We start from the raw sequence: 18,617 nt of genomic DNA, 5'->3' as shown, positions 1-18,617 counted from the left end.
ATCTTATCTAGAGATGTGACGTTCATCACAAAACCAAAAAAACTTTGCCTCACAACCAATTTGGCGTTGTTTTGCCCATTTTTCTACCGCCATGTTTCAAAAAAACAACGACAAAGAACCTGGACGCACTATTACCAATCTTCGATTATATATTGTGTTTCTGGGGAAAACCATATGAATGTTTGCTTACAGACATTTATTTAATGAACTTAATGTATTACATCAACGTTCCATGCCTGAACATGAGCTGCAAACTTGCAATATCTACTATGCATTTATTTTTAGAATTTAAAAATTAAAACAAAAAAAACCAGCAACCAATCATTACTGGTTACTGGTTTTTTTCAGAACTTACAGCTTAGAAGTTTTCTATATAAATTATTTTGACCAATAAGTAATGCCGTAGCCTAAACGATCGGCATCAAAACGGCGCTGGAACAAATAAGATGCGGATCCACCCTTCTCAGCAGTCACAACACCCTGCACTGCCATATTTGTTCCCTCGGAAAATTGCGGATTGCCCGACAACTTGCCATCCGCAGCAATACTTCCTCGCGCCTGCATATTGAATCGTTCGCCTTTCGAAACCAAATCAAAGCCTGTACTAAACTGCGCATTCGCAAAATCTAAATATAACTTACCGTTTTCCATCGTAGCTGACGCAACGCTATTATTTGCCTCATTAAGAATAAAGGCCTCTCCACCTTTCAACGAGAACCCCATACTTCCCACTACGGGCACCTGCCACTCACTCGATTTTGTTTGAAAAATTGCATAGTAGGGATTTGCTGCAATCAATTTTGTTTGCGCTTGATTTTGCTTGGCCAAATCCAAATTAGGCTCTTGCCCTGCGACAGCTGCCCAGCGCCCCCATATAATTGAATTTTCCAATGCCTTTGTGGTTGATTGCGTGTTTTGAATATAGCTAGGCAAAGTCGCACTTTTTATTGGATCGATCGCCACATCATTTCCGCTACCTAACACGATGCCAGCAGAAGGCATACCTGCACCTGCCGCTACTGGTTTGCTATTTGGCTCATCTGCACGTGGTGGCGAGACTGTATCGGGAGAACTGCTATTACTATTAAACAAATTTGGCTTTAACTGATCTTTCATAATCTGCAGCAACTTACCTTGCTGGGACGCAAATAGTTCGACAGCACTTCCGCCCTCGCAAGGCCCAGTACCAGAAGGCAAGCAAGAACCGCCGAACCCACTAACAACTACACCGCCCGACAACACAGATACGCGTGAAACAGCTTGATCTGTGAATACAGTAAAATCTGTGCCACGCACACCAATCGCCGCAACTGGAGTATTAAAGCGGAAATTTTGGCGAGATAACTTGACAGCATCGCCAGAAATACTTCGAGCAACTCCATTTAAAAGCTCTAGCTTTATTCGCGTATTTTCTGGTTTCGCTTTATCTACGTGGTAACTCACAATTCGAATTGTGCTGTTTGGGCGCACAATAAGGAAGCCGCCATCGATCGTTTTTAAATAAACGAAACCATCGGCACCTGTATTAATTTGCGCACCTTCGGCTACCATGCTATTTAGCCGCAATGCTTTGTTCGACAACTTGGCGTCACCAGCAACAAACACCACTTGCGCGGCATCACCAGCAATGGCTTGCGCAATGCCTCCAAAGAATATGCTCATCGCAGCGCAGCTACGAATGATGTATTTTGAGAAGTTGGGTAATTTATGCATAGCTTTTCCTTTTTTTGCGCTCACATTACACATGCATAACAGCATGGCTAGGCGCTATTTGCGCTAGAAGGCAATCACAATCCTCCAAGCTCATCTAACATTATCCCCCAATTTTAAGATAAATTTGTGACGACCATCACAAATTTAGATTTTTATGATGCTATACTACACTCAATCTTAAGAAGCGTGCATTTTGATCATGTATTTAAGTTTACACCTAACAAACACTTATTGAATGCAGCAGGATTCGCACCAGATCAATTGTTCGTGAAAAATGTAGAGCTAATTCAATCCTTCATCCAATTTCGTAATTCACACATTGATTATGTTAGGTATGCTTGGCTAGCTTAGATGTTTTTACGGGGTCTATGACACAAACTTAAAACCATTTCTAAATATTTCTGAATCATTCATTAAATTGGGGCATTAATTAAAGTATTTAGGGTATTAATAAGCTCAAAATCTTTATTCATCAACATCTGAAATATCCTCATCTTAGGTAAAGATAAACTAGACTTCATCTGAACAAAAACAAGTCCAGAAAAACCTGTTTTTTTACGAAGCGATAAAGCAGTAAAAGTGATCGCTTCGATTTTCTTTTGACGTCGCATTGTTGCTCCTTATAACAAAGGCGATACTCTTTGAACGATCTGCATAGGCCTGCATGAAACAATCGTGGTTCTCACACTTGAAAGCAGCATTTCTGACAAATTGGATTTGGGTATCCATTTCTATTTTGTCGGTGTTTATTTGCGCCGCTTTGCAATGGGGATCAGCTAATAACTACCAAGTTCCTGGGGATGAATGGACGCGCGATCAGTTTATGTTTTGGCGTGCAAGTCCAATAGAAGAAAATCGGATTGCCTTGCTTGATATTGATGAGTCGAGCATAGAAAAAATGGGAGCGTGGCCATGGCCACGTGAACGCATTGCAGATTTAATCGAATTGTCGATTAGTGAGTATCAAGCGAAAGGCGTTGCGCTCGATATATTTTTTGCCGAGCCCAAAGACGAAAGTGGCGACTTACGGTTAGCGAGCTTGTCTCAGTTCGGGCCCATCGTTTTAGCACAAGCATTGGACTATACAAAAAATCGTCCTTGGCCGGTCCAGCTCGGCGAACTGCATCAACCCAATTTTCCAGCGCCACCAATTGCGGCACAGGCAACGGGTTTTCTCGGCAATCATAGTTTGTTAGCGAAAAAAGGCTTTGCTGGCAATATTGGCTATTTGCCCGATCAAGATGGTGTATTACGTCGTTTACCTACGGTGAGTCACTTTGAAGGCTTTTATTACCCTACACTATCTCTTGCATTATTTGATTGCTGCGCATCGCCAACCAATAAAAAAACCGTCGTAAACAAAACACTTGAAATGGTCGATAAGCAGGGGTTTTCTCGGGTAAATTATAGTAAGCAACTGAACGCTTATTTAGTTATTCCGGCATCGCGTATTCTGAATCGTGAATTACCCGCTGGTTATTTGCGGGATAAGTTAATCATCATTGGATCATCTTCATTAAGTCTATCTGATCGTGTGACAACGCCTTTGTATTATTCGACCAATGGCTTCTTAGTGCATGCGCAAGCGCTGACAAATCTGCTCGATATGCAAGAAGGAAAAATCATTATCCAATGGCCAGGGGCGTTAATTGCATTGCTTTATACCATCTTGATTGCGATCGTAACGATGTTCACGTTCCCGAGATATTCAGCTTTGTTCAACACGTCTTTGCTTGTTTTCGCTGCGTTATGCTGGATTGCTATAGCGTCTAAATTAAGTTTGCATGATCCTGATTTTTCTATTAATGCGCCTTTGTTTAGCGTCTTCTTTTTGTTGTCGGTCTCAGTCCCATTCGGCTGGTCGCGTTCACAACGGCGCTCACGTCGATTGCTTGGAACACTTGAGCAATATGTGGCGCAATCGGTGGTTAAAGAATTGCTGCGTAGTGATCTAAAAGATCCCCTAAAACCAAGGACTTTACCGATTACGACTTTAATTGCGGATATGGAGGCTTACACTACACAAGTAAGTCAACTTTCGATTGCCGAATCGGCGCAACTGACGCGTGATTTTTTAGAGTGCCTAACTGCACCAGTACTCGATCATGGCGGCACGTTAGATAAATACACAGGTGATGGACTGGTCGCTTTTTGGGGTGCGCCTCTTGCGATAGAAGGACATGCCGACCTTGCAATTAATGCCGCCATTGAGATGGTGAGAAACGTCCAAGAATTTAGCCGTCGACGGCAAGAACAAGGACTTCTACCTATCCGCGTGAGGATAGGTATTGAGAGCGGAATCGCGATCGCTGGTGACTTTGGTAGCTCATTACGCAGCATCTATACCGCTGTTGGTGATAGCGTCAATGTCGCATCACGGCTTGAGGATACGGCTCGTCATTATCCGCATGACATTATTATTGGCGAAGGTGCAGTAAAACTCGCAACAAAGCATCAGTTTATCTCTTTGGGCGAGCGCAAACTTCGCGGGAAAGAACATGCAACAACTATTTATACGGTTTCTGTGAATTAATGAATTTTGCTTCTTTTATTTTGAAATCAATGATCGCATCATTAGGCTTCACTGCGAGCTTAATGTGCATCGCCGCGCCTGCGCAACTTGACGATACGTCACAAAATGCGGCGACGGATCAATACCTACAAGCATTAAAGGCGATTAATGAAAAACGCCACCTAGATGCCAAAATACTTTTAGAAAAGTTGATTGAGAGTGAACCACAGCACGCAGGTGCTTTGTTAGATTTGGCGATCATGCAATGCAACTTGGGAAATCGTGTAGAAGCTGAACGGCTATTCAATTTCATGATTCAGCGTTTTACACCGCCTCCTGCTATTTTAGAAATCATAGAAATTCATCGAAAAACAGGATGCGCAATTAAAGCACCTGAAGTGAATCAAAGCTTTTCTATCGAACGTGGCTACGACACCAATGCCAATCAAGGTGCGTTGAATTCTATATTTACGATTGATGATTTTGGGACCCCAATCAATTTACAACTACTGCCAGAGTATCTACCTAAATCGGATAATTACATCAGTGCATCCCTAGACTTATCTCAAGAGACTGCGGCTGGGAACAACATTTATCTTCAATTGCGCGGGCGTCAATTTTCGACCTTAACCAACTTCAATTCAGTAGGCTTAGCGACAGGCGTAGAAAGTCAGTTTAATTTAAACAACTGGAAGATACATCCTTCAGCCAGCTTAAATATTTTAAGTTTGGCCAGCGCACTGTATCAAAAACAAGTAACTGCAAGAATTAAATTCGATGTGCCGCAATCTTCACAATCCCTCATGAAGTACAGTATCGTCTCATCGCTTGCCAAAATCGCCTACCCAACAATTAAGAACTTCGATGGCAATAATGTTGAATTGCGTGTTTTGGGCACCAAACAATCTGACCATTATTTTTTCAATTTGAATGCCGGTTTGATGTTTGATTACGGTAATGAATTTCGCTTGGGGGGCAATCGACGCGGCTGGACTGCGGGCGTTTTTTTACGTAGCGCAACGCCATGGCAAATTGAAGGCAAACCAATCTTTGCTGAAGTCGCTTATCAACATCAAAACTGGCAAAATTCAAAGATCTATTTAGCTGGTTTAATTAATGTAAAAAAACATCAAAGTAATCATGTGTTTCGTACCGCGTTAGGTTGGGCAATCAATCCTAACAATACTGTGCAATTAGAATATCGTCAAATTGCAAATCGAGAGAACGTTTCATTTTTAAGTTTTGATAGTAAGCAAATTCAGATAAGTTGGCAGTGGCAAAAATGAATACCTTTATCACGCCTCACTTAATTAGCTACCTATTTATTGTCTGTATCTTGATGATCGTGGTAGGTTGTTTATTACCAGCGCATTGGCTACCGCCTTTGCCTAACGACAAGTATTTACACTTTATTAGTTATGCCGTTTTAAGTATGTTCACCGCACTAATCGCTAAAGATATACAAGAGCTTTTGCTTTGGCAGTTAGGCTTGATTCTTGCGGGTATTTTGATTGAATGTTTTCAGCATTTTATACCTGGGCGTCGGTTCTGCTGGCGCGACATATTGGCAAACACAGGGGGTGTTTGCTTGATTGGTTTTGGCTCAATTTTTTTCTACATTTAACAAATGACGACCTCTGAGAATGCTGTTTCAGTTGCATTAAGTAATTCGGCCGCTGCGGCTCAGGACAATACACGTCCAGAACTTTTAAATGTCGATGTGCCGAAACAAGCGAAATTTCAAATCAAGTCAGCGAATTTTTCAATTCGTCTGCGTAATATTCCTTTGTTCAAGGATTTATCCGAAGAGGATATGAAATTAATTAAAACAAATTTTCGCGTTAAGTTGTTCGGCAAGCGCGACATTGTTTTACAAAAAGGTGGTATTGGCGATAGTTTGCTTTTTTTACTTTCTGGACAATTGCAAGTAGTTGATGTTACCGAGGACGGTCGCGCAATCGGTTTGCGAATGCTCAAAGAAGGTGACTTCTTCGGTGAAATTGCTTTGATTAATGGCTCAACCCGCTCAGCGTCGGTAGTTGCTTTGAGTAACGTATTGGTTGCGTTCTTGCCTGCAGCAATTTCAATGCAGCTGTTTACAAACTCGCCTTCCGTCGCCAATAAAATGCTACGGCATCTGGCAGAAAAAATTCAGCGCGATTCCGAATTCCGTGCGCTTTTAAGTATCAACAATACTTCACGCCGGATTTATGCGTTTATCGATTTATTTAAGACGGTCGCACCAGGTGGCTTGGAAGTAATCGAAAATTTACCTACACATCAAGACATCGCGATGATGATTAATACCAGTCGCGAAACAGTCACACGCGCATTACTTTACTTGGTACAACAAGGTATCGTTGAGAAAGATTTACATCGTTTGATTATTAGAAAGCCTGAAGAGCTTAAGATGCTTGCCCTCAAACAGCCAAGTTGATCAATCCAATTCCATGCTCTTTAATTCATTTATTTTTCTTGGGGTGTTTTTACCATTCACCCTAATCACTTGGTTTTTATTAAGACGCCTTTGCGGCATACGTGTCGCACTTGCAGGCTTAATATTGGCTTCCTTCGTGTTTTATGCGACGTGGAAAGTCTCTTTTCTTTTTGTTCTACTCGGTTCAATTAGTGTTAATTTCTGGCTAGCACAACAGATACTGACATCGCGTAAGCAAAGTCAATTCAGCAAGGCCAAGTCGTGGCTAATCGCTGGTCTGGCGTTCAATCTTTTGGTCCTGTTTTATTTTAAATATGCACATTTTGTTGCTTCCAATATTTATGGACTATTTGATTTAGCAGCACCATTTCCACCGATTTTGTTGCCGCTTGCAATCTCGTTTGTAACGTTCCAAAAAATTGCCTACCTAGTTGATTGTTACAAAGGCGAAGTGCGTAATCATGACTTACTCGATTACCTGTTCTTTGTTTCATTTTTCCCGCAACTAATCGCTGGGCCTATCGTTCATCATCGCCCTTTGATCTCGCAAGTTTCGACATCACATAATCCACTATTGCTTGATTCTCGTGCGTTTTCAGCAGGGATAGCTTTTTTTACGATTGGTTTATTTAAGAAGGTTGTATTAGCAGATAGCTTAGCAGTATTTGCGAACAGTGCCTTTCAGCTTTCGACAGAAGCTGCGTTAACAATGACACAGGCATGGCAAGGAATGTTCGCCTATTCCTTGCAACTGTACTTTGATTTTTCAGGTTACTCCGATATGGCAATTGGACTAGCATTGCTATTTGGTTTTAAGTTGCCAATCAATTTTTTATCTCCATATAAAGCCGATTCCATCATCGAATTTTGGCGGCGTTGGCACATGACGCTCTCCAATTTCTTGCGCGATTATTTATACATTCCCTTAGGTGGAAATCGACATGGGAATTTTGCTAGATTTCGCAATCTGTTCTTAACAATGTTACTTGCTGGCCTTTGGCATGGCGCAGCATGGACTTTCGTTTTGTGGGGCATGCTACATGGATTATTGTTGTTAGCAAATCACGCTTGGCGCAAACTGCTTCCCAATCCATCTCCATTATTAAAACCATTTTTCATATGCTGCACCTTTATTTTTGTATGCTTAGCATGGGTCTTATTCCGCGCGACAGATCTCTCTAGTGCACTACATTTTTATGCCGCGCTATTTGATCGCTCTAGCTTTACATCGCTACCAATAATCAACGCAACAAACATGATTGAGCTCATAGAATTATTTGTCGCTACTCGCCCAGAAACTGGCTGGATCTGGATCGCATGCGGTATCTTTACTGTGATGTTTTTACCCAATACAGCAATTTTATTAGCTTATGATCCAACACCCAATCAAACGTATCAACTCAAGGCAAGTCTAAGCTACCAATTGCTCATCGGAGCACTCAGCGGACTCTGTCTCTGGATGGCGATTAAATGGATTGCCGTGCGACCTGCAACTGAGTTTTTGTATTTCAACTTTTAAGAATCATCTTATCAATAATTCTGCTCAACTTATTACAACATGAAGCGATGAAATTCTGGATTGGTTTTTTTACTTGTTTAGTGACGTTGAGTCTCGTATGGATTCAAGGACTCACATCGCAAATAGGAACTGCAACGCCGACATCGCGTTGGGTGTTTGATGCATACCAACTCAAGCTGCAAGCTGCAGCGAAAATCACTGAACCTAAGGTATTGGTCGTCGCTGGTTCGAATGCGATGTTCGGAATCGACTCAAAGCAACTGAGCGCTTATTGGCAACGCCCAACCATTAATCTAGCGGTCAACGCGGGACTTGGTTTGGATTACATCCTAACGCAGGCGCGAAAAGCTGCCAAACGAGGTGATATTCTTATCTTGCCGTTGGAGTACGCACTTTACCTAGATGATGGTGCAGCCAATTCGCAAATCATCGACTATGTGATTGGCCGAGACCCAACCTACTGGAATTCACTCACGCAGTATGAAAAGACACAATTTATTTTGGGAATGGCGCCAGAGCGATGGATTCAGGGCTTACGCCAACCGATAGATTCACCGGTCAATTCGGGAACCTACGGAGCGCATCACCTTGACAGCGTAGGTGATCAGACTTTCTCTGGACGCGAACATCAACAAGAACATGATCGGGCAGCAATAGCGATTGCCGCATCTCCCAAAAAAGCATGGAGTTACGGAGAGCGAGCGCTTCAAGAAAACGGTGCATGGGAAAGATTGAGCCAATTCTCAAAATGGGCTCACGAAAACCAGCTATGCTTAATCGCTGTACCAACCGCATTGCTATTTCACGATTCCTATAAAAATTCTATAGTAGAACGGCGTTTTTATGAATCATTGCCAGATCGAGTGAGTAACTTGGGCCTTCCTTATGTTGGAAAACCATTTGATTTCATGTACCCTGCTGACCATTTTTTTGACACCGACCATCATTTACAAGATTGGGCCAGAGCAATACATACGCAACGCCTAATCGAGCAACTTCGACAATCACAACAATGCTTGTAGCGTTGAATAAGAACGTAAATCATAAGCTATCGAAAGCTAAGTCAAACAATGAACTCCAAGCCGATATCTTGTTTTTAACCGAAAGCATGCTGGACTAGAAAAGCTAAGAGAAGCAGTATCGTTTTTGTATAGAATTATGGGTAGTTTTGTAATAAGACTGATACCGATATTCTACTGAATCAACGAGCAAGCGAGATATACTATCGGCTTCACTGCTACTTGGTTTCGAATCAGCAAAATTAGTAAACTTAAAAACTAGTGCTAATTAGAACCAAGTTCAAAAGAAATACCTCCTTAATTGGGCGCCAAATTAAACACAGAATGAAGCGCGAGAAATGGTAGCGATGAAAAGATCGCACAAATAGCAGTCGCGAAGAACAAATTAAAAAGTATTAATCAATATCGAAAGTACGCAATGAATTTACAACCAGTTATTTTGTCTGGGGGATCAGGAACACGTCTATGGCCGCTTTCTCGTGAAAAGCATCCCAAGCAATTGCTCGCGCTTGATGGTGGCGAATCGATGCTGCAAGCAACTGCACGTCGTGTAACTGATGTGTGCGGCTCATTGACCGTTGCTCAACGCTTGATTATTTTGTGCAATGAAGAGTATCGATTTATCACTGCGGAGCAATTACGAGACATCGGTTTAGAAGATCAAACGCTGTTACTAGAACCCGTCGGTAAAAATACGGCTCCGGCATTAACACTAGCAGCGATTGCCGCAGTGACACAACAAGACGATGCGATTTTGTTGGTAATGCCGGCGGACCATGTTATTGCAGATAAAACTGCTTTTCAAACCGCTGTTGAGTCTGGGCTAGAGCAAGCGAAAAATGGTGCGATTATTACTTTTGGGATCAAAGCCCATCGCCCTGAAACTGGCTATGGTTATATCAAGATGGGTGGCGCAATTGCAGAAGATGCGATTTATGCGATTGATGGTTTTGTCGAAAAACCTGATCTAGCAACAGCGCAGATGTACCTCAATTCTGGTCAATACCTGTGGAACAGTGGCATTTTTATGATGCGTGCAAGCATCTGGCTACGTGCGATCAAACACTTTAATCCGAGCATGTATACGGTGTGTGCGCAATCTATGACAAATGCAAAATCAGACTGTGATTTTGTACGCATTGCGAAAGAAGATTTTTCTTCCTGTCCGTCAGATTCAATCGACTATGCTGTGATGGAAAAACTGAACGCAACAACCGATTTAGGTATTCAAGCCTGTGTCATTCCGCTCGATGTTGGCTGGTCAGATGTGGGTGCATGGGATGCCGTGTGGGAAATCTCCGAAAAAGATGCTCAAGGCAATTGTGCGCGTGGTGATGTGATGATGGAGAATTCAAAGAATTGTCTAGCAATGGCAGATAGTCGCTTGCTAGTTTGTCTTGGAATGGAAGATGCCATCATTATTGAAACACCCGACGCGGTTTTGGTAACCAATAAAGCCAATACCTCTGGCATGAAACAAGTCATTACGCGTCTAAAGGCTGGTCAGTACAAACAAACAGATAATCATAGAAAAGTTTACCGTCCATGGGGTCACTATGACTCAGTCGATAGTGGTGAACATTTTCAAGTGAAACGCATTGTGGTCAAACCTGGTGGTCGTTTATCCATGCAATTACACAATCATCGTGCTGAACATTGGGTCGTTGTGTCTGGTGTGGCGACAGTAACCCGCGGTGACGAAGTCATGACCTTGCAGCCAAATGAGTCAACCTTTATTCCTTTGGGTGTTAAGCATCGACTTGAGAATCTTGGCACGACCGATCTCGAAGTGATCGAGGTGCAATCAGGCACTTATTTGGGTGAAGATGACATCGTTCGTTTCGGCGATATTTACGGCCGTGCTGACGCCTAATACATAGATAAAAGGTAGGCGTAATTGAAAGCATTTCTTCTCTCGATCTGGCGCTTCCGTCATTTCATTCAATCCTCAATCAAGGCAGAGTTTCTTGGCCGTTTTGCGCGCAGTAAGCTAGGCGCATTATGGATGATTTTGAATCCACTAGCGCAAGCCGCCATTTTTGCGATTGTTTTATCAGAAATACTTGCAGCAAAACTACCGCACGTCGACAGCAAGTCTGCTTATGCAATTTATTTGATGGCAGGAACGGCTGCCTGGGGTTTATTCGCGGAGATAGTCACTCGCTGCACTACCGTGTTTATCGATTACTCGAATACTTTAAAAAAGATCGCCTTTCCTCGACTGTGCTTGCCTTTAATTGTCGGTGGTAGCGCACTGTTAAATCATTTGCTCTTACTGAGTTCTATTTTTGTCATATTCCTGTTGCTCGGACATATGCCAACAGTCGCTTGGTTAAGTGTCCTCGTGGGAATTGCAATCATCATGCTATTCGCATTCGGTTTGGGCATCTTACTCGGCTTATTAAATGTATTTTCGCGCGATGTCGGTCAAGTAATTACGATCGTCTTGCAATTGTGGTTTTGGCTCACTCCAGTGGTATACACGAGAGAAACCTTACCCAAACAATTTACCTCAATTCTAGAACTCAATCCAATGGCGATGATTGTCCAAATTTATCAAGATGCCCTGCTGTTTGGAAAATTCCCAACTTGGTCAAATTTGTTTGTACCCGCGATGATTGCTGTCGGTATTTTTATATTTTCATTCTGGATTTTCCGTCGTGCGAGTCCTGATTTGGTTGATGCTTTATGACGCAATTACCTTCTTATGTTTTACAGGTCAGCGGTGTTGGCAAATGTTACGCCAAGTATCGTAGTTTATTTTCTCGCCTGCTCAGCTGGGTCGGTGTACCTGTCAAAACCAGTCAAGAATACTGGGCAAATAAAGATATCTCCTTCGATGTGGCACCTGGCCAAGCTATCGCAATTATTGGGCAAAATGGCGCAGGTAAAAGCACTTTATTAAAGATGATTACTGGCACGGTACGCCCTAGCACTGGGCATATTCATGTGGTCGGACGCATTAGTGCGATGCTTGAATTGGGCTTAGGTTTTAATCCAGAATTTACCGGTCGTCAAAATGCGTATATGGCTGGAGGGTTATTAGGCTATAGCGCACAAGAGCTTGAACAACTGATGAAAGGCATAGAAAATTTTGCCGAAATTGGCGATTTTTTTGACCAACCCCTGCGTGTGTATTCAAGCGGTATGCAAGCGCGCCTAGCATTTGCTGTGGCGACTGCTGTGCGTCCAGATGTCTTGATTGTTGATGAAATTTTGTCGGTTGGTGATAGCTATTTTCAACATCGTAGCTTTGACCGAATTAAACAATTTAAAGAGCAAGGCACTTCAATTATTCTGGTCACACATGGTCTAAGTGATGTGCGAGCATTGTGTGATTACGTAATCCTGTTAGATCAAGGACAAATTCTGAAACAAGGGCGACCGGATGAAGTTGTTGATTATTACAATGCATTCGTCGCACAAAAAGAAAATGCGCAGCTCAATATTTTACAAAATCGCGATGAGAATGGCTGGCTAAAAACAAAGTCTGGGGATAAACGTGCAGAAGTAGTGAAGCTCAATTTACAAGACCAAGTTAGCGGAGCAGAACTCGCGGTAGCGCAAGTTGGTCAAGCGGTAGAACTAGTTTGTGAAGTCAAAATTAATTCAGCAATCGATCAATTGGTTCTGGGATTCATGCTGCGCGATAAGCAGGGAAGTATTATTTGGGGCAGCAATACGTGGCACGCTGGATTAGTACAAACTGATTTACAAGGCGGTCAACAATTCGTGTTTCGCTTGCCCTTTGTATGCACGCTAGGCGCAGGATCATACTCAGTTACTACGGCACTAACTCGTGGCGAATCTCACCTCGATGAAAATTATGAATGGCAGGACAATTTACTCGTGTTTGACGTGATCAATGCGGATAAAAACCAATTTATCGGCAGCAGTTGGTTAGATACCGAATTTACGGTCACTCGCAAATAAGAATCAGCAAGCGCCAAACTGGGACTTTTTTCTAGCAAAAAAATTAGGAAAGCAGCCAGTTACTTAGCGCGTATTGAGCACGTCTTGATAGAGTTCAACATATTTACGTCCCATGACTTGTGCAGTAAATAAAGACTCGAAACGCTGCTCTGCGCTCTTACCAAATTCCAGCGCTTGCTGTGGATTGGAATACAAATCAAACATCGCTTGGCGCAATGCCAATGGATTACTTGGAGGCACAACCAAACCTGTTACACCATCTACATTGACGTAGGAGGTTCCGGTGCCGATTTCGCACGAGATCATAGGCTTGCCGTACATCGCCGCTTCAAGCAAAGTAATGCCAAAAGCCTCTGATCGTAAATGCGATGGAAATACCAGACCGTAGCACAATGTCAGTAATGCGGATTTGTCTTGATCTGGCAAGGCCCCTAGAAAATACACATGTTTTAATCCTAATGCTTGCGCTTGTGATTTCAAGGCGCGCTCTTCTGGCCCATCGCCGAGTATAACAACGGGAATATCCGTGCCAGCGGCAGCTTCTAGCAAAACATGCAAACCCTTGTAATAGCGCAGCATCCCGACAAATAACAAAAACTTTTCAGGTAGCTTGGCACGCCATTGTGCGCACAATGCTAAATCGTGCTTGGGATAAATTGCTCGTTCTAAGCCATAGGTAATGACTTCAGTCTTATGTTTATACGTGTTCAGCGTCTCACTACTTGCCATGTAGTTAGGGGATGTGGCAACGATCCGATCAACACTTTTCAGAAATTTATTTTTAAGTGGCTGATAAATTTTCAGAAGCTGCTTCTGCCTGACGATATCCGAATGATAAGTGACGACACTGGGCTTTTTAATATCGCAAACGTAATGCGCGATATCCATAAACGGCCATGGGAAATGGTAATGAACAAGGTCAGCCTGTGCCGCTAAGTGCTTAAACTTCTTTAATGCAGCCCATGAAAATCCAGTCGAAGCAATCTCAAAGTCCAACGGTGCTCGGAAAACTTTTTGCCCTTCGAACTCGATATCGAGTTCTTTATTTCGAGTTAATGTCAGAACATCAGCACGGACACCAAGTTGTGAGGTAGCAGTTACCAACTGCCGAATCACTTGCTCAACGCCACCAAAACTATCCGGATAATAAGTACGGTAAAAATGCAGAACTTTCATTTTTATCTCACTTATTGCTGACGCTTTGATAAGCTGCGACTGTGTTTCTAACACAGGCATCCCAGCTAAGTTCTGTGGCACGTTGCAAACCTCGCTGAACTGCAAGCTCGCGCCACTCGTCATCATCTAATGCTTGTGCTAACCCTTCCCGAATGGAATCAACATCACCGGGCTCAACTAGCCTAGCCGCACCTGCTGCCACCTCTGGCATGGAAGAGCAATTCGAGGTCAGTACTGGCACGCCACTAGCCATTGCCTCTGCTATTGGCAAACCAAAGCCTTCATACCAAGATGGATATGTGAACAAACGTGCGCCCGCATATAAAGCGGGCAAGTCGGCCTGATCGACAAAACCAAGATACTTCAACCAGCCCTCACTTACCGCACGCTGAATATCCGCATGGATATCTTCGCTTTGCCAGCCACCGCCACCGACCAAGACCAATGGCCATCGTTGACGCATTGCAATCGGCAATAAACGATACGCGGCAATCAGATTCGTTAAGTTTTTGCGCGGTTCTATGGTTGACACAAAAAAGCTATACGCATGCATGCTCAAGCCAAACTTTGATAGCACAGGAGTTAGTTGTGCCGAGGTTCGCGGATGATAAATTTGATCAACACCGAGCAATGTGACTTGTACACGTTCAGCAGGTATTTGAAATTGATCGATAATATCCTTACGGGTAGACTCAGAAATCGCCAAAATTAAACTTGCGCGTTCAATCGCCTCTGGAATCGCCATTTGCATACGCTCTATGCGCGCTTTCGGATGCCATTGCGGATAACGATAAATTGAAAGGTCATGAATTGTGACGATACTTGGTAAATGTGTTTTAGGAACAAAATAATTTGGCCCATGAAATACCGCATCCTTGACGCCGTCCAGATTATTGCTCGCTAACAATGGCATGAATTTGCCATAAGCGCGCGCAAATAGCGGCACTTGCCCGATTTTACGTCTTAGTTTATGTGGGAATTGTTCAAGACGCTTACGCATGCGTCCTTTGAAATTCAATACTGTCTTGTCCGTATCACTTGTAAGCTCAACATCAGGTGATACCGCTTCAACCAAATTGGGGGTCGGTAAATCACGCCATTGACCATCCGATAAATATCGAACCGCTTCAATTTCTTGCTGAAACGGTAAACGTGTCGCTAACTCCCAAGCATAACGACCGATCCCTGCCAATGGCGGATGAATCGCCTCGATGGATAGCACTACATTCAATTAAATACCTCAACCGCTTTCACCGATTGCTCTTTTTTCGTAGCGGCCGCAGAAGTCTCATCCAGCATCCATGCTAAGGTGTCGAGTAGACTATACGACGGAAGATCCCCAATCAAGTTCTTCAGCTTGCTCGCGTCACCAACCAAGGTACGCACCTCATTCGCACGGACAAAAGCTGGATTGCAACGAATATCGATAGTGTGGCCTGTCAGCGATTCCGCTAATCCAATCACCTCACGCAAGGTATACGCTTTTCCGTTACAGATATTGATCGTTTCACCACGTGGACTTAATCCAAGTAATTCGGCATACGCATAGGCTACCGCACGTACGTCTGAAAACTCACGCGAAACATCGATATTTCCCAATTCAATAACAGGAGCACGACGCTTAAAATGACTCACAATTTTAGGAATCAAGAAATTTTCTGCTTGTCCTACGCCGACGTAATTAAATGGCCGAGTAATAAAGACGGGCAGTTTGTCCATCCATAGTCTAGCCACATGCTCCATCGCCATTTTACTAATTGCATAATCATTGGCGGGCATCGCTGGCTCTTGCTCACTTAGCGTACCAGCAGTGGAGTTTCCATAGATATTTGCACTACTCGCAACCAACACAGCCTTGGGGGAATTTTTTAAACGTGACAAGGCTTCCAAGAGATTTCTGGTGCCCATGATATTGATCCGATAGATATCTTCTGGATTATCGTGTCCAACAAAAGCGACAGCAGCCAGATGTGCCACGATTTCTGGTTGTACGCGGTCTACGACTTCTTGTGCTGCTTCACGATCACACAAGTCGACATGGTAAACGCCTGTGCCAAGAGCCTCGTTGCCGTAAGCAGTACCAAAAACCTGATAGCCACGAGCAGTCAACTCACTTGCTAAGTAAGCGCCAGTGAACCCTCTGAGCCCAGTAATTAGCGCTCGAGGGCGCGTAATCTTAGTAAGATTTCCCATTGATATTTCGCTCAATATCGGCTGCAACCATCATCTGACACAATTGCTCTAAAGTCGTGCTTGGCTCCCAACCCAAAACATCTTTCGCTTTTTGCGGATTGCCTATTAAAAGCTCTACTTCGGCTGGGCGATAAAACTTAGGATTTACCTTCACTAAGATTTTATTCGTCTCTGCACATCTTGCAATCTCGTGCTCAGCGCTTCCTTCCCAATGTAACTGGATATTGGCAGCTTTAAAAGCCATCGTCACGAAGTCTCTCACTGTTTCAGTGCGATTTGTTGCTAAAACAAAGGTATCTGCTTGTTCTGCTTGCAACATACGCCACATACCTTCGACATACTCTTTCGCGTAGCCCCAGTCACGTTTTGCATCCATATTGCCCAGTTCTAGGCAATCTAATTGTCCTAATTTAATTTTAGCGACTGAATCAGTAATCTTGCGCGTCACAAATTCGCGCCCACGCAATGGAGATTCGTGATTAAACAAAATACCGCTACATGCAAAAATTCCGTAGGATTCGCGATAGTTAATCGTCATCCAATGAGCATACAATTTTGCGACGCCATACGGGCTACGCGGATAAAACGGTGTTGATTCAACTTGCGGAACAGCCTGTACTTTTCCGAACATCTCGGATGTCGATGCTTGGTAAAAGCGAATTTTTGGATTAACAACGCGAATTGCCTCTAACAAATTGAGCGCCCCTAAGCCAGTAATTTCTGTAGTCGTCACCGGCTGCTCAAAAGACACACCAACAAAGCTTTGCGCGGCTAAGTTATAGACTTCTGACACTTCGGTTGATTGTATTAATCGGATACTTGAAGATAAGTCTGTTAAATCATACTCAACCAAATGCAAATTAGGATGGTTTTGAATTCCTAATTCTTCAATACGCCAAAAGTTAACTGAACTTGTGCGCCGATAAGTACCATAGACTTGATATCCTTTTTCCAACAGAAGCTGAGCTAAATATGCTCCGTCTTGTCCTGTAATACCAGTCACCAGCGCTCTTTTATTCATGTACAAACCTTGCTTTCAGGCAAATAAATTATTGAATTTGTTGCTAAAAAATGTGTTTTTTTAAAGACAAGCAAAAAAAACATTTTCCATTTAAATCTGAACTGATCAGTATACCTGCTATCAGCCCTAAATATCAGGAAAAATTGTCAGTTGATTGTCAAACAATTGTCTTGCCATTAGGCAATTAGAAAACAAATCCTCGACAAAATCGACCCATTTTAGCTTTATCACCGATCTACTAGAGACTTACAAAGATACTTACAAACAGACTCTGCTCTACAGAGCGACTGGCTTATACATCAATCATTGCAGACCAGTTGCGGTCAAGGCAACTTTAATAAATAAAAAGATCGAATCTCTAATTATTCAGTTTATACAGCACCGTATTTTTGACGGTAAGCAGCAACCGCATCTTTATATTGAACCAAAGCTGGTGCAGCCTCTGCATGCGACAAACATTCAAACAAGTCATTTAGACTGGCAATCGCCACAACAGGAATATCAAAGTTCTTACTGATTTCCTGAACTGCGGATAAAGCGGAAAGATGATCATCGCTGCCAGCTCGCTCCATTCTATCGAGCGCAATTAATACAGCACATGGCGTCGCACCAGCAGCGCGAATCATTTCAACAGACTCTCGAACCGAGGTGCCAGCAGAGATGACATCATCGACAATAACAACGCGCCCCGCTAACTTGGCACCAACAATTGATCCACCTTCGCCATGATCTTTTGCTTCTTTGCGATTGTAAGCAAATGGAACGTTGCGCCCTTTAGCAGCAAGTGCAACTGCAGTCGCGGAAGCCAAAGTAATTCCTTTATACGCCGGCCCAAACAACATATCGAAAGCAATACCTGAATCAAGCAATGTTTGCGCATAGAAATTCGCAACACGGCCCAAATTCTCGCCATTATTGAATAGGCCTGCATTAAAGAAGTAAGGCGACTTACGACCAGCCTTCGTTACAAACTCGCCAAAGCGAATTACCTCAGCATCTACTGCAAAATGGATAAACTCTTGTTTTAGATTTTTCATCTTGAACTCTCAATTTTCAATCAATTCTGTTAGTCATTAAACGACCATCATTACATC

At 43.0% G+C, this 18,617-nt stretch carries 16 protein-coding genes; 9 read left to right on the top strand and 7 right to left on the bottom strand.

The window, feature by feature from the left end; translation table 11 throughout:
* Positions 1–378: 378 nt before the first annotated feature.
* Positions 379–1,713, bottom strand: a complete 1,335-nt coding sequence (locus tag IE103_RS08375; RefSeq protein WP_189345647.1) for a FecR family protein — start codon at positions 1,711–1,713, stop codon at positions 379–381.
* Between the two features lie 413 nt (positions 1,714–2,126).
* Positions 2,127–2,324 (bottom strand): hypothetical protein, encoded by a 198-nt coding sequence (locus tag IE103_RS08370; protein WP_189345646.1) that lies wholly within the window; start codon positions 2,322–2,324, stop codon positions 2,127–2,129.
* Positions 2,325–2,377: 53 nt separating this feature from the next.
* On the opposite strand from IE103_RS08370, the gene IE103_RS08365 reads away from it, so the two are divergent.
* The 9 genes from IE103_RS08365 (at position 2,378) to IE103_RS08325 (ending at position 13,133) form a co-directional block, all read left to right on the top strand.
* A complete protein-coding gene (locus IE103_RS08365) occupies positions 2,378–4,246 on the top strand; it encodes a CHASE2 domain-containing protein (RefSeq protein WP_189345645.1) in 1,869 nt (622 codons plus the stop codon).
* A gap of 29 nt (positions 4,247–4,275) precedes the next feature.
* A complete protein-coding gene (locus IE103_RS08360) occupies positions 4,276–5,511 on the top strand; it encodes a tetratricopeptide repeat protein (RefSeq protein WP_189345644.1) in 1,236 nt (411 codons plus the stop codon).
* Positions 5,508–5,849, top strand: coding sequence for a VanZ family protein (locus tag IE103_RS08355; protein WP_189345643.1), 342 nt, complete (start codon positions 5,508–5,510; stop codon positions 5,847–5,849). The genes IE103_RS08360 and IE103_RS08355 overlap by 4 nt, the downstream gene beginning before the upstream one ends.
* A 3-nt stretch (positions 5,850–5,852) precedes the next feature.
* Positions 5,853–6,662 carry a Crp/Fnr family transcriptional regulator gene (locus IE103_RS08350; protein WP_189345642.1) on the top strand — a complete coding sequence of 270 codons (810 nt, stop codon included), beginning with the start codon at positions 5,853–5,855 and terminating at the stop codon, positions 6,660–6,662.
* A gap of 13 nt (positions 6,663–6,675) precedes the next feature.
* Entirely contained in the window at positions 6,676–8,181 is a 1,506-nt protein-coding gene (locus tag IE103_RS08345; protein WP_189345641.1) for an MBOAT family O-acyltransferase, read from the top strand.
* A gap of 47 nt (positions 8,182–8,228) precedes the next feature.
* A complete protein-coding gene (locus tag IE103_RS08340) occupies positions 8,229–9,203 on the top strand; it encodes a hypothetical protein (RefSeq protein WP_189345640.1) in 975 nt (324 codons plus the stop codon).
* A 415-nt stretch (positions 9,204–9,618) separates the two neighbouring features.
* The gene (locus IE103_RS08335) at positions 9,619–11,073 is read left to right on the top strand and encodes a mannose-1-phosphate guanylyltransferase/mannose-6-phosphate isomerase (protein ID WP_189345639.1); all 1,455 of its coding nucleotides are present in this window, start codon (positions 9,619–9,621) and stop codon (positions 11,071–11,073) included.
* A 24-nt stretch (positions 11,074–11,097) separates the two neighbouring features.
* Entirely contained in the window at positions 11,098–11,892 is a 795-nt protein-coding gene (locus tag IE103_RS08330) for an ABC transporter permease (protein ID WP_189345638.1), read from the top strand.
* Positions 11,889–13,133: an ABC transporter ATP-binding protein gene (locus IE103_RS08325; RefSeq protein ID WP_189345637.1), complete on the top strand. Its 1,245-nt coding sequence runs from the start codon at positions 11,889–11,891 to the stop codon at positions 13,131–13,133. The genes IE103_RS08330 and IE103_RS08325 overlap by 4 nt, the downstream gene beginning before the upstream one ends.
* Before the next feature lie 63 nt (positions 13,134–13,196).
* Here IE103_RS08325 and IE103_RS08320 read toward each other — a convergent pair whose 3' ends face one another.
* The 5 genes from IE103_RS08320 to pyrE all read right to left on the bottom strand — a co-directional run bounded on the left by IE103_RS08320 (position 13,197) and on the right by pyrE (position 18,560).
* A complete protein-coding gene (locus tag IE103_RS08320; RefSeq protein WP_189345636.1) occupies positions 13,197–14,309 on the bottom strand; it encodes a glycosyltransferase family 4 protein in 1,113 nt (370 codons plus the stop codon).
* Positions 14,310–14,316: 7 nt separating this feature from the next.
* Positions 14,317–15,531 carry a glycosyltransferase family 4 protein gene (locus tag IE103_RS08315; RefSeq protein WP_229827192.1) on the bottom strand — a complete coding sequence of 405 codons (1,215 nt, stop codon included), beginning with the start codon at positions 15,529–15,531 and terminating at the stop codon, positions 14,317–14,319.
* A 5-nt stretch (positions 15,532–15,536) separates the two neighbouring features.
* Positions 15,537–16,502 (bottom strand): GDP-mannose 4,6-dehydratase, encoded by a 966-nt coding sequence (locus tag IE103_RS08310; protein ID WP_189345634.1) that lies wholly within the window; start codon positions 16,500–16,502, stop codon positions 15,537–15,539.
* Positions 16,486–17,523 carry a GDP-mannose 4,6-dehydratase gene (gmd, locus tag IE103_RS08305; protein WP_189345633.1) on the bottom strand — a complete coding sequence of 346 codons (1,038 nt, stop codon included), beginning with the start codon at positions 17,521–17,523 and terminating at the stop codon, positions 16,486–16,488. Before gmd ends, IE103_RS08310 begins: the two co-directional genes overlap by 17 nt.
* A 371-nt stretch (positions 17,524–17,894) precedes the next feature.
* Positions 17,895–18,560 (bottom strand): orotate phosphoribosyltransferase, encoded by a 666-nt coding sequence (pyrE, locus tag IE103_RS08300; RefSeq protein ID WP_189345632.1) that lies wholly within the window; start codon positions 18,558–18,560, stop codon positions 17,895–17,897.
* Positions 18,561–18,617 lie beyond the last annotated feature (57 nt).

The sequence above is a fragment of the Affinundibacterium macrobrachii genome (genome assembly GCF_014652415.1).
GTDB classification, from domain to species: Bacteria; Pseudomonadota; Gammaproteobacteria; order Burkholderiales; family Burkholderiaceae_D; genus Undibacterium; species Undibacterium macrobrachii.
Note: the sequence above shows the minus strand (reverse complement) of the source record. Positions and strands in the feature narration are given on the sequence as shown.

Coding starts and splice junctions, on each gene's coding strand:
- IE103_RS08375 (WP_189345647.1), bottom strand. CDS start 1,713: ATGCATAAATTACCCAACTTCTCAAAATACATCATTCGTAGCTGCGCT.
- IE103_RS08370 (WP_189345646.1), bottom strand. CDS start 2,324: ATGCGACGTCAAAAGAAAATCGAAGCGATCACTTTTACTGCTTTATCG.
- IE103_RS08365 (WP_189345645.1), top strand. CDS start 2,378: ATGAAACAATCGTGGTTCTCACACTTGAAAGCAGCATTTCTGACAAAT.
- IE103_RS08360 (WP_189345644.1), top strand. CDS start 4,276: ATGATCGCATCATTAGGCTTCACTGCGAGCTTAATGTGCATCGCCGCG.
- IE103_RS08355 (WP_189345643.1), top strand. CDS start 5,508: ATGAATACCTTTATCACGCCTCACTTAATTAGCTACCTATTTATTGTC.
- IE103_RS08350 (WP_189345642.1), top strand. CDS start 5,853: ATGACGACCTCTGAGAATGCTGTTTCAGTTGCATTAAGTAATTCGGCC.
- IE103_RS08345 (WP_189345641.1), top strand. CDS start 6,676: ATGCTCTTTAATTCATTTATTTTTCTTGGGGTGTTTTTACCATTCACC.
- IE103_RS08340 (WP_189345640.1), top strand. CDS start 8,229: ATGAAATTCTGGATTGGTTTTTTTACTTGTTTAGTGACGTTGAGTCTC.
- IE103_RS08335 (WP_189345639.1), top strand. CDS start 9,619: ATGAATTTACAACCAGTTATTTTGTCTGGGGGATCAGGAACACGTCTA.
- IE103_RS08325 (WP_189345637.1), top strand. CDS start 11,889: ATGACGCAATTACCTTCTTATGTTTTACAGGTCAGCGGTGTTGGCAAA.
- IE103_RS08320 (WP_189345636.1), bottom strand. CDS start 14,309: ATGAAAGTTCTGCATTTTTACCGTACTTATTATCCGGATAGTTTTGGT.
- IE103_RS08310 (WP_189345634.1), bottom strand. CDS start 16,502: ATGGGAAATCTTACTAAGATTACGCGCCCTCGAGCGCTAATTACTGGG.
- gmd (WP_189345633.1), bottom strand. CDS start 17,523: ATGAATAAAAGAGCGCTGGTGACTGGTATTACAGGACAAGACGGAGCA.
- pyrE (WP_189345632.1), bottom strand. CDS start 18,560: ATGAAAAATCTAAAACAAGAGTTTATCCATTTTGCAGTAGATGCTGAG.